This is a genomic window from Polaromonas sp. (genome assembly GCF_010365105.1).
GTDB lineage: Bacteria > Pseudomonadota > Gammaproteobacteria > Burkholderiales > Burkholderiaceae_C > Polaromonas.
In genome coordinates, this window is sequence record NZ_JAAFGZ010000029.1 from 39,414 (window position 1) to 49,886 (window position 10,473).

Annotated in this window: 10 protein-coding genes; 7 read left to right on the forward strand and 3 right to left on the reverse strand. The window is 65.6% G+C overall.

Annotated features, from left to right (window positions below; genetic code table 11):
* The first annotated feature begins 139 nt into the window (after positions 1–139).
* The 7 genes from GZ092_RS16580 to GZ092_RS16610 are packed head-to-tail and all read left to right on the forward strand — an operon-like array spanning position 140 to position 6,559.
* On the forward strand, positions 140–790 hold the full coding sequence (locus tag GZ092_RS16580; protein ID WP_293638012.1) for a DUF6064 family protein: 651 nt from the start codon (positions 140–142) through the stop codon (positions 788–790).
* Positions 787–1,896 carry a Tat pathway signal protein gene (locus GZ092_RS16585; protein WP_293638013.1) on the forward strand — a complete coding sequence of 370 codons (1,110 nt, stop codon included), beginning with the start codon at positions 787–789 and terminating at the stop codon, positions 1,894–1,896. Before GZ092_RS16580 ends, GZ092_RS16585 begins: the two co-directional genes overlap by 4 nt.
* 41 nt (positions 1,897–1,937) lie before the next feature.
* Positions 1,938–2,807, forward strand: coding sequence for a DUF6544 family protein (locus GZ092_RS16590; protein ID WP_293638015.1), 870 nt, complete (start codon positions 1,938–1,940; stop codon positions 2,805–2,807).
* Entirely contained in the window at positions 2,804–3,628 is an 825-nt protein-coding gene (locus GZ092_RS16595; protein ID WP_293638017.1) for a type II CAAX endopeptidase family protein, read from the forward strand. The genes GZ092_RS16590 and GZ092_RS16595 overlap by 4 nt, the downstream gene beginning before the upstream one ends.
* Positions 3,625–4,572 (forward strand): peptidoglycan DD-metalloendopeptidase family protein, encoded by a 948-nt coding sequence (locus GZ092_RS16600; protein ID WP_293638019.1) that lies wholly within the window; start codon positions 3,625–3,627, stop codon positions 4,570–4,572. Before GZ092_RS16595 ends, GZ092_RS16600 begins: the two co-directional genes overlap by 4 nt.
* The gene (locus tag GZ092_RS16605) at positions 4,569–5,546 is read left to right on the forward strand and encodes an alpha/beta hydrolase (RefSeq protein WP_293638020.1); all 978 of its coding nucleotides are present in this window, start codon (positions 4,569–4,571) and stop codon (positions 5,544–5,546) included. Before GZ092_RS16600 ends, GZ092_RS16605 begins: the two co-directional genes overlap by 4 nt.
* The gene (locus GZ092_RS16610) at positions 5,543–6,559 is read left to right on the forward strand and encodes a CPBP family glutamic-type intramembrane protease (protein WP_293638022.1); all 1,017 of its coding nucleotides are present in this window, start codon (positions 5,543–5,545) and stop codon (positions 6,557–6,559) included. Before GZ092_RS16605 ends, GZ092_RS16610 begins: the two co-directional genes overlap by 4 nt.
* Positions 6,560–6,900: 341 nt before the next feature.
* Here GZ092_RS16610 and GZ092_RS16615 read toward each other — a convergent pair whose 3' ends face one another.
* The 3 genes from GZ092_RS16615 to GZ092_RS16625 all read right to left on the reverse strand — a co-directional run.
* Positions 6,901–9,204, reverse strand: a complete 2,304-nt coding sequence (locus tag GZ092_RS16615) for a VWA domain-containing protein (RefSeq protein WP_293638024.1) — start codon at positions 9,202–9,204, stop codon at positions 6,901–6,903.
* An 11-nt stretch (positions 9,205–9,215) separates the two neighbouring features.
* Positions 9,216–9,992 (reverse strand): CbbQ/NirQ/NorQ/GpvN family protein, encoded by a 777-nt coding sequence (locus tag GZ092_RS16620; RefSeq protein ID WP_293638026.1) that lies wholly within the window; start codon positions 9,990–9,992, stop codon positions 9,216–9,218.
* Between the two features lie 74 nt (positions 9,993–10,066).
* Positions 10,067–10,473: RuBisCO large subunit C-terminal-like domain-containing protein (locus GZ092_RS16625; RefSeq protein WP_293638028.1), on the reverse strand; the 407-nt coding region annotated here is incomplete at its 5' end.

Consider the following 10,473-nt stretch of genomic DNA (forward strand, 5'->3'; position numbering starts at 1 on the left):
CGTCGAGAACCGGACTCTTGCAGGCGGCCCGCGCGCCGGTTGCTCTGGCAAGGTGTTCGACTGGCTTGTCCCAGGGCCGTCGCGCCGTGTGCGGCAGCGCACAGACAGCCGCAGCCTTTGGCACCTAGCCTGAACGGCTATGAAGCTTCCGTTCACGATCGAAAAGTTTTACGGAGTCTTTCGTGACTACAACACTTCCATATGGCCGGCACAGTGGTTACTCGTCGTCATGGCCCTGGCCGCAATGGTAGCGGCGCTGAGGCCTCGGCCCTGGTCTGGTGTTGCCGTGTCCGCCATCCTCGGGGTGCTTTGGGCCTGGATCGCCTTGGCCTACCACCTCGCCTTCTTCGCACGCATCAGTCCTGCGGCCTATGCGTTTGCCGCCCTCTCGATGGTCGGCGCAGCCGCGTTCATCTGGCAGGGCGTGATTCGACGCAGGCTCACCTTCCAGTGGGCCCCCGGCCCGAAGGCGGTGACAGGGGCTGCGCTCATCGTATTCGCCCTGGTCGTTTACCCGGTCTGGTCGGCCTACGCTGGTCATCCGTATCCGGCGACACCGACTTTCGGTCTGCCTTGCCCGACGACGATCTTCATCATCGGCATGCTGTGCTTCGCAGTGCCGCCAACGCCGCGCAGCCCGTTGATCGTTCCTTTGCTGTGGTGCCTTGTCGGTGCCCAGGCTGCGTTTCTCATCGGCGTGCAGCCTGACCTCGGCCTCATTCCTACCGGCTTGGTGGGAATAGGTCTTCTGGCGACCGCCGGTCAGACGCAACGGAAAGTGAAATCATGATCACACGCAGACAGTTCTCCGCTTCGACGTCGTACTTGGTAGCCAGCCCGCTGGCGCTTTCGGGGTGTTCCCAAGAGTATGCAGCGGACGGCTACGAAGCGGTCGCCGCGCGCACTTGGCAGTCGGGTCCCGTAACGGGTCTCAGTGGCGCTGCACTCGGTCGGGAGCTGGTTCGCTACGCCACGCTGGCCCCGTCTAGCCACAACACGCAGTGCTGGAAGTTCGCACTTGACGGCAGCGGCCGGTCCATCACCATCCAGCCCGACCTGACGCGTCGTTGCCCTGCGGTAGATCCGGACGACCATCACGTTTTCGTCTCGCTGGGCTGCGCCACCGAGAACCTGACCCAGGCCGCGCTTGCTCACGGCCTCAAGGGTGAGGCGCAGTTCGACCCAGCTAGCGACGCGGTGCGTGTGACGCTCGAACCCACGCAAGCCCAGACCACACCACTGTTTACGGCAATCCCCCTTCGCCAATGCACGCGCGGTGACTATGACGGCAAGCCGTTGTCAGGCGAAGAACTGACGCTGTTGCAACGCGCCGGCAGTTCGGATAAGGTGCGCCTGCTGTTGTTGACAGAGCGCCAGGCGATGGAGCAGACGCTGGACTACGTGGTTCAAGGCAACACGGCGCAGATGGCCGACGCAGCCTTCGTCAAGGAGCTGAAGGACTGGATCCGCTTCAATGGCGCCGATGCCGTTCGCACCCGCGATGGCCTGTACAGCGCGTCCTCTGGCAACCCCAACATTCCGTCATGGATCGGTGATCTGGCGTTTCGCTGGGTCTTCACGCCGAAAGGCGAGAACGACAAGTACGCGCGGCAGGTGCGCAGCTCCGCCGGTATCGCGGTGTTCGTCGGGCAGACTGCCGACAAGATGCACTGGGTGGACGTGGGGCGCTGCTACGAGCGCTTCGCACTGCAGGCCACTGCGCTGGGCATTCGCAATGCCTTCTTGAACCAGCCGATTGAAGTGGCGGCACTTCGTCCGCCCTTCGCCGCCGCACTGGGCTTGACCGGCCAACGGCCGGACCTCGTCGTGCGATTCGGTCGCGGCCCATTGCTGCCACGCTCACTGCGGCGGCCGGTCGAGGCCGTTCTGATGTGAGCGACAGGCATCAAACCAAAGGAAATGCAATGACAGTGCTGATGTGGCTAGGTATCGCCCTTGGGGTGCTGGTCGTCGTTGCCATAGGATTGCGCGTAGTCGGCACTGCCCGATGGGCTGCGCTGGTTCGCACGCACACCAGCCTGCTCGAATCGGGTAACGTTGGGGCGCAGGGTCGGTTCCCGTCACACACGCGCTATGACGCGCATGAACTCGAAGGGCTCCCTGCGCCGGTGCAACGCTACTTCCGCACGGTGCTGACGGACGGACAGCCGATCATTGCCGGGGCTACTATCGAGATGACTGGCACCATCAACATGTCGGCCACCGCCGAGCAATGGAAGCCGTTCACGTCGCGTCAGCGAGTTGTCACCCGTAGACCAGGTTTCTTGTGGGATGCCCAGGTGGACATGTTTCCCGGCGTGCCCGCGCACGTGGAAGACAGTTACATCGCCGGCAACGGCAGTCTGTATGCAAAGCTGTTCGGGCTCTTTACGGTGGCCAACTCACACGGCGACGGCGAGATCGCGCGCGGCGAGTTCATGCGCTACTTTGCTGAAAGCCCGTGGTATCCCACTGCGCTGCTGCCCAGTCAGGGCGTGCGGTGGGAAGCAGTTGACGACGCTTCCGCCAACGCCACCATCGTCGATGGCCCAATCAGTTTGACCTTGCTGTTCCGCTTCAACGATGCCGGCTTGATCGCCTCGGTGCGTGCAGAGGCGCGGGGTGCCGGGGTGGGCAAGGACGGGAACATGCTGATGCTGCCCTGGGACTGCGGCTTGTCCGACTACCGGACGCAGGACGGCATGCTGATTCCGATGGCCGGTGAAGCGGACTGGGTTCGGCCTGAAGGCCGCAAGGCGTACTTCGTTGGACATGTCCAGAAGCTGCGCTACACGTTCTTGCCATGATTCTGACGAAATGGCTACGGCAGGCACCCCTGGCAGGCTATTTTGCGCTGACATTTGCCTGGTCCTGGGCTTGCTGGGGTTTGTCGCCGGCCATCAAACCGCAGCTCCCGTGGCTCGCGGCGCTGCTGATGTTTGCCGGCAGCTTCGGGCCAAGCCTTGCCGCGATCGTGGTGGTGGCGAGCACCCGCAAGTGGGTGGGTTTGCGCGCCTGGTTGGCGCACTGCCTGCAGTGGCGCATCGGCTGGGGTTGGTGGGCCTTCGCCCTGCTTTTGCCGCTGGCCGTGATGTCTATGGCGGCGGGCTTGCACATCGCGTGGGGTGGCACCATCGCAACTTCGCCGGCATCCGGGCACCTGCTGATGACCCTCGCGAATCTGCCGCTGATCCTGCTGCTGGGCGGACCCATGGGAGAAGAGTTCGGCTGGCGCGGCTATGCATTGCCGGTTCTGCAAGATCGATTCGGGTGGCGCGCCGCCAGCCTGGGTCTGGGGTTGGTGTGGGGCGTGTGGCACCTGCCGCTGTTCTTCATCGACGGCACTTCGCAAGCCCACATCCCGCTCGCCCTGTTCTTGCTGAGCGTCGTGGCCATGTCCGTCTTGTTCGCGTGGCTGGTCAATCGCACCGCGGGCAGCGTGGTGGCGGCACTGGTGCTCCACACGACGATCAACTTCTGGCCGACCGTCGTGCCGGTGTTGCCCAGCGAAGTCAGCTTCCGGGCCTACGCGTTCGTCGTTGCCATGCTGGCGCTGCTGGCGTTAGGGCTGATGGTCAAGCGCGGCGCGGTCGGCCCGGCTCAGGGTTTCGTTGAGGCGAAGCCATGAACACCTTGTTTCTCGTGCAGGCCGCAGTGCCTTTGGCCCTCATCCTGTGGATGGCGCTGGCTTCACCACGCAGCACTTCAGGCTTCTGCATCCAACTTGCCGCTAGCGCTGCCAGTCTGTGGGCCGCTGCCTGGCTTGGCATCTGGCTGGTGCCGCCTTGGTGGGCACCGTGGGGGTTCGGTGCGGGTCTCCTGGCCGCTGCCTGGCTAGGGCTGCGTCAGCGCCGCCCGTTTGCGTCGCCATGGCCTCGGACCCTAGGTGCGTGGGTCGTTGCAGCCCTGTTCACCGCGCTGGGTGTGGCATCTGCCTACGGCATCGTCACCGCATGGCACAGCCGCACCCCGGCGCCCCTGCCGCTGGTGAACCTGGTATTCCCGTTGGGGCCGGGGCACTACCTCGTCGTAAATGGTGGCAGTGACTCCAGCACAAACGCCCATATCGAAACGCTCGATGGCAGCGAGTCTCGGTTCCGCCACTGGCGCGGGCAATCCTATGGCATCGACCTCGTGCAAATCGATGGCCTCGGGTTGCGCGCGAAGGGTCTGCAGCCTGCAGACCCGCGTGCCTATCGCATCTATGGCGCACTCGTGCTGGCCCCTTGCGCCGGCCGGGTCGTGCTCGCAGTGGACGGACTGCCCGACATGCAGGTTCCGCAGATGGATCGCGCGCACATGGCGGGCAACCACGTCTTGCTGCGATGCGAGCAGGCTGACGTGTTGCTCGGCCACTTGAGCCCGGGAAGCGTGCGGGTCCGCGTGGGGGACGCGGTCGCCGCGGGCGTCTGGCTGGGCTCGGTCGGGAACTCGGGCAACACCGGTGAGCCGCATCTGCATGTCCACGCACAGCGGCCCGGCCCTGTTGGCGCGCCGTTGGGCGGCGATCCCTTGCCAATCCTGTTCAACGGCCGCTTTCCCGTGCGCGGCAACCGTATCGGATCGCCATGAAGCCGAGCATGCGACGGTCCGTGCTTGCCCTGCTGGCCCTAGGTCTGGTAGGCGCGGTGGTCCTGGTCGGCTGGCAATTCAACAGCGACATGGCACAAGCCCGGGCACGCGCGGCAAAAGGCGCCGTGCTGCTGCAGACGCGCTGCGGACCCATTGAGGTTCAGGAGGCAGGCACCGGTGTGCCGCTGCTGGTGGTGCACGGCAGTGGCGGTGGCCACGACCAGGGCATGGCCTTCGCGGGGGCGCTGGCGCAGCACGGCATCCGCGTGATCGCGATGTCGCGCTTCGGCTACCTGCGCACGCCGATGCCCGCGGACTCATCGGCAGCTGCACAGGCCGATGCGCATGTGTGCCTGCTTGACGCACTGGGCATTCGGCGTGCTGCCGTGATGGGCGGCTCGGCCGGCGCGCCGTCGGCGCTGCAGATGGCCATCCGCCACCTCGATCGGGTCAGTGCGCTGATCCTGCTGGTACCGCTGGCCTACAAGCCGCCGTCGCAGGCCGACTCCGCGCCCCCGATGCCCGCGTGGGTCGAGGCCACGATGATGCGGCTGATCGGTTCGGACTTCCTCTTCTGGGCGGCGTTGCAGGTCTCGCGCGATCAGGTAATCAGGGTGGTGCTGGCCACGCCGCCGGAGTTGCTCGCGACGGCCAGCCCGCAGGAGCGGGCGCGGGTGAACGCGATGCTCGACAACATCCTCCCTGTATCCGCCCGTGCCGAGGGACTGCGCAGCGATACGGCGGTCGGCAAGCACCTGGTGCCCGCGCCGCTGGGCTCCATCCACCTGCCAACCCTCATCGTCAGTGCACGCGACGATCGCTACGGCACCTATGCCAGCGCGCAGTACACCGCGAGCCAGATCGCCGGGGCGAAGTTCGTCGGCTTCGATGAAGGCGGTCACACTTGGGTCGGGCATGACGACGTCATCATGGCTGAAATCGTGATGCTACTCGATCCGACGGTCAGGCCATGAGGTTCGAGACATTACTGCGGCGCTACCCCGTGTGCAGCTTCTTCGCCCTGGCATTCGGCATCAGCTGGGGCGGCATCCTGTTCGTCCTGAATGCTACGGACTTCAATCTGCTCGACCTGAGGCCGCTAGACACCGGCCTCATCTTCGTGCTCATGCTCCTGGGTCCGAGCGTGGCTGGGCTGGCGTTGACGGCGCTACTCGAGGGTCGGGCCGGGTTGCACCGGCTCCGGGCGCGCTCAGCACAGTGGCGAGCCGGTCTTCGCTGGTACCTGGTCGCGTTGATGACCATGCCCCTGCTCTTGCTCGCGACGCTGTGGCCCTTGAGCATCTTCTTGGATCCGGCGTTCTCGCCGCGATTTCAGTGGCCGCTGTTCGCGATCGGCCTTGTTGCCGGCAGCTTCGAGGAGGTCGGCTGGACAGGCTTTGCGGCACCGCGGTTGTTGCATCGGCAGCGGTTGTTCGTTGCTGGCTTGTGGCTCGGTCTCCTGTGGGCGCTCTGGCATGTGCTGGTCGACTTTCGCCAGAACTCTTCTGCACTGGGTACCCTTTGGTTGCTGGAGTTCGCGGTTTTCTATGTCGGGGCCTTGACGGCCTATCGCCTGTTGATGACTTGGGTCTATGCGAACACGCAGAGTCTGCTGTTGGCCGTGCTGATGCACGCCAGCTACACAGGCTGGCTGTTCGTGCTGTACCCGGCGACATCGTTGGAGCAAGGCCTCGTCTGGCAAACCGGCTTTACCGTTGTGCTGTGGGTCGCGGTGGCCGTGGTGATGTTGGGGCGTAAAAGGCGCGGGTCTTGGCTTTCAATGAAGCGCCCGCCCACGCCCGATGCGATCGGCGAACCCAATGAGGCTGCCCGCAGCTGGCGAAGCAGATCACCCGTGATGCACGTGGTAAGGAATGCTGGCGAATCTCGTCCTTGCTCCGCCCATGCTCGCACTAAGATCAAGTCGGCCCAGCAGGCTTGCGGGTTCGCTGCCCCCAGCGTGTCAACCTTTGCGCGGCAGCAGTGACCTCAAGCCAGATGACCGTCTGCTTTGCGGCCAGCAATCGAGGACTGCGAACTTCGGCTGTGGGTCGGGAGCAGCAATTGGTAAGTAAATCCCGACCGGCGGCTTCCAGTCTAAAACAGACCTACGGTTTTCCATATTGAAGAACTGCTTCAGATCAATAGCCTCCAGTCGCCCAGTTTGTCCATGACTTCAATGACCCTGAACAGCCGCGCAGAAGCAGGCCGCAATAGGCAAAGGCACGGAAGAAACCTCAGCACCTTTGCAAAACACTCACTTTTTAATAGCACCTTGTGCCCGTCCAGCCTGCGCAAAAGCCTATTTTGATGCCTAAACGGGGCGTTTCAGCGCGTCAGGCTGACAAACAGGCGGGTCAGCCTCTCGGGCAGCTGCTCGACCCGGTCCACCACGGTGGCATGCTGGCCGAAGATGTCATGCACATAGGCATCGGCCTGCGGGTCCAGGCTGATGCAGTGGCTGTGAATGCCCAACTGGGCCAGCTCCTGCACCGCCTGGCGGGTGTCGGCCACCAGCGTTTGCTCGTTGGGCGTGTCCACATCGGACGGGCGGCCATCGGTCAGCACCAGCAGCAGTTTCTTGTCGGCGGTTTGCGCGCTCAGGCTGCGGGCGGCATGGCGCAGCGCTGCGCCCATGCGGGTCGAATACTGCGCCTGCAACGCGGCCAGCCGGGCTTTGGGGGTTTCGTCCCAGCGCTCGCCGAAACCCTTGAGGTGCATAAAGCGCACGTCGTGCCGGGTGTTGGAATGAAAACCCGCCAGCGCAAACGGGTCGCCCAGCCGGTCCATCGCCCAGGCCAGCAGGGCCACGGCTTGCTGGCTCAGTGCCAGCCGGGTCTGGCCGGTGCCGGGTACGGCGTCGTTCAGCGACTGCGACAAGTCCAGCAGCACCAGCACGGCAATGCTGCGCCCGTCGGTGCGGTGGCTCATGAGGATGCGCGTATCGGGCGTGCAACCGGCGCGCCAGTCGATCACCGAGCGAATCGCCTGATCCAAATCCAGCTCGCTGCCGTCTTCCTGATGGCGAATGCGCACCCGGTGCTGCGGCTTGAGGCGGTCGAGCAGTTGCTGCAACTGGCGCGCCAGCGCGGCGTGTTGGGCGAGCAGGGCGTCGATGAATGCGGCGTCGCCACGCGGATGCAGCGACTCGTACAGGCTGACCCAGTCGGGCCGGTAGCTCTGGCTGGCGGCGTCCCATTCGGGGTAGTGGCGCGGCGGCAGGCCGGGGGTTTCCGGCTCGGCGGCGGGGCGCTCGTCGGCAAAGCTGTCTTCTTCGTCGCCCGCTTCAATGAAGCGCCACAGGTGGCGGTTGTCGTCGCGGTAGCTGACCACGGTGTTGTCGAAAAAAACGCGCGCCAGCTGGTCGCTCTGGCGGCGGGTGCGGGTGGCGTGCTGCAGCGCCAGCGCTTGCATGGCCTGCGTGCTGGATTCATCCCGCGCCAGCAGCGCATGAAAAGCCGCCGCGCACTCGTTCAGCGCCGCATCGCGGTAGCCGTGGGCCGGGTCGAGCAGGGCGCGTGACAGCAGGGCCAGCCGGTGGCGCAGACAGCTGGTGACGGTCGGGTCGCAAGCACCTTCGACGGGCGTTGGATGCAGCGCCAGCAGCAGCGGGCGCAGGCCGGGGTAGCGGCGCAGCAGCAGGTGGTCGATGCGGGCGTCTTCCAGGCATTCAATCGTCAGGCGCTGCAGCGGGCTGAGGTTGTCGGCCAGCAGGGGCTGGCTCCAGCGCCGGTGCCCGGCCAGATGGGCCAGCGCCAGCCGGTAGCGGTTCAGGCCGCTGATGCCGTTCAGGTCGTCATAGACATCGGGCAGGCACAGGCTGTCGTGCGGGGTGTGGTGGGTACTCCACGGCGCGGGCGCGGGCAGGCCGTCAAAGCCGGTGGCGTAGGCCCGCAGCGGGGCCGGGTTTTGGTCTTGCCACAGCCCGCGCAGGGTCAGCTCCAACTGGCGTTCGACATCGGCCAGCAGCGTGCCGTGGCGCTCGCGCTGCAACACGGCGCGGCTGTCGGGCAACTGGACGGCGAAATACTCGCGCTGGCGTTCGGGGTGGTGCAGGTAGTGGCGCAGGCCGTAGTCGGCCCAGCGCGCCAAGCCGGTGACGTTGAGCAAGCCCAGCAGCCGGGGCGCTTGCACCAAGAGCACCGGCAGGCCGGGGCTGGCAAAGGTGGCGTGGTGGCCGTGCAGCGAGACGGTGCTGCGGCGCATCACCTCCTGCACGGTGCGCAGGTAGCGGCGCAGCGGGTCCGGCCCCTGCAGGCGGCGGGCGACGGCGGGCAGGGTCTGCAGCAAAGGGGCCATCGCGCCGCTGTTGGGCGACTTTTGCATCAGTTGCAACAGGCCGGCCACCTCGTCCAGCAGGTCTTCGCCCACGCTGTGCGCCACCTGCGGCCAGGCTTGCAGCAGTGCCAGCACCGGCTCCGGCCCGCGTCCCATCTTGCCCAGCGTGCGGGCGCAGTCCAGCCAGGCGTTGAGGCCGGGCGGACTGAGCAGGCTTTCAGCTTCCCGCAGGCAGTCGAGCAGCACGGCCTGCACCGCTGCAAAGCCGCAGTCCAGCCGGGCGCGGCAGGCTTCAAGCTGCGCCGGTGCCAGGGCGCGTTCAGGAGAAAGTGAGAGTGAGGATGCGGCGGCCACGTTGCCGGTCCTCAGCCGAACACCGCGTCAATCGCATGGTCCAGCGTCTGGCGAATGTCCGCATCGTCGGTGATGGGGCGCACCAGCGCCATGCGGCAGGCCTCGGGCGGGGCAATTCCGCCCTGCATCAAGGTGGCGGCATAGACCAGCAGCCGGGTTGAGATGCCTTCGGTCAGGCCGTGGCCCTTGAGGCGGCGGGCGGCGTGGGCGATTTGCACCAGTTGCGCGGCGCGGGCGCTGTCCAGCCCGGTTTCGCGGCTGACGATCTGCGCTTCGAGCGGTGCGGCGGGGTAGTCAAACTCAAAGGCCACAAAGCGCTGCTTGGTCGAGGGTTTCAAGTCCTTGAGCAGGCTCTGGTAGCCGGGGTTGTAGGAAATCACCAGCTGGAAATCCGGGTGCGCCTCAAGGGTTTCGCCCTTCTTGTCCAGCGGCAGCTGGCGGCGGTGGTCGGTCAGCGGGTGAATCACGACCGTGGTGTCTTGCCGCGCCTCGACGATTTCATCGAGGTAGCAAATCGCCCCCAGCCGGGCGGCGCGGGTCAGCGGGCCGTCTTGCCAGCGCGTGCCATTGGCGTCGAGCAGGTAGCGGCCCACCAGATCAGAGGCGGTCATGTCTTCGTTGCAGGCCACGGTGATGAGCGGGCGCTGCAGCCGGTGCGCCATCGCTTCGATGAAGCGCGACTTGCCGCAGCCCGTCGGTCCCTTGACCATCACCGGCAGGCGCGCGGCATAAGCCGCCTCGAACAAGGCCACCTCGTTGCCCTGCGGCTGGTAAAAAGGAATTTCCATCGTGGTACCTGCTACAAAATAAATAGCTGCTTGCGCACGTTCCATGTGGGCTGCAGGGCATTTCTTCTCAACTTTTACCGGTGTACGCCGATTTTGTCGCGCCAGCCCGGAAACAGCTTGTCGGCGTCGCCCGGAAAGGACTCGAAGGCGCGGGCGAATTCCCGGTGCTCTTTGGCCCACTCGATGGGGTCGGCGCCGGCTTTCCAGCATTCGTAAGCCTGGCGCAGCGACGCAGCGCCGTCCGCCGGGCTGTCGATGTGGCCGTAAGCGCCGCCGCCCGAGGTGTTGATGACGTTGCCGTGGCCCAGGTTTTCAAAGAAACCTGGCAGGCGCAGCGCGTTCATGCCGCCCGAGATGATGGGCGTGGTTGGCTTCATGCCGAACCATTCCTGGTGGTAGGCCGGGCCGGTGTAGCTGTCGCGCTCGATGATGTAGGCAATGGCGCGGTCGTCGTTGCTGCCTTCCATCTTGCCGTAGCCCA